Source organism: Bifidobacterium sp. M0353 (assembly GCF_016100645.1).
Taxonomy (GTDB): Bacteria; Actinomycetota; Actinomycetes; order Actinomycetales; family Bifidobacteriaceae; genus Bombiscardovia; species Bombiscardovia choladohabitans.
The window spans coordinates 1-281 of record NZ_JACFSB010000133.1 but is presented as its reverse complement, the minus strand read 5'-3'; the positions used below and the strand labels follow the sequence as shown (position 1 = coordinate 281).

1 protein-coding gene is annotated in these 281 nt (G+C 41.3%); it reads right to left on the bottom strand.

The window, feature by feature from the left end; genetic code table 11:
• On the bottom strand, positions 1–281 hold a 281-nt coding region (locus H3V04_RS09290; protein ID WP_198188342.1), incomplete at both ends, for a hypothetical protein.

The window sequence follows — 281 nt, the reverse complement described above, 5'->3', positions numbered from 1 at the left end:
CTGAAGCTTTAGACGCTTGCAGTATAGCCTTCATGGCACCTAATGATTGACGGCCAGTATAACCACGCTTAATTAATTCCTGATAGCCGTTCGCAATGTTCTGCTGAGATTCAGCATATTGAATGGAGTATTTACGCCCATCCTTTTGCATACCCGTTACTTCTTTAGTAACATCTCTTAGCTTCTCTCCAGAAGTAACCAGTAAGTTAGTGTTTTCTGTATATACTTTCTGCAGAGAGCCTGCTTCTTTAGCTCCATTTACTGCAAAAACGCCTAGAGAA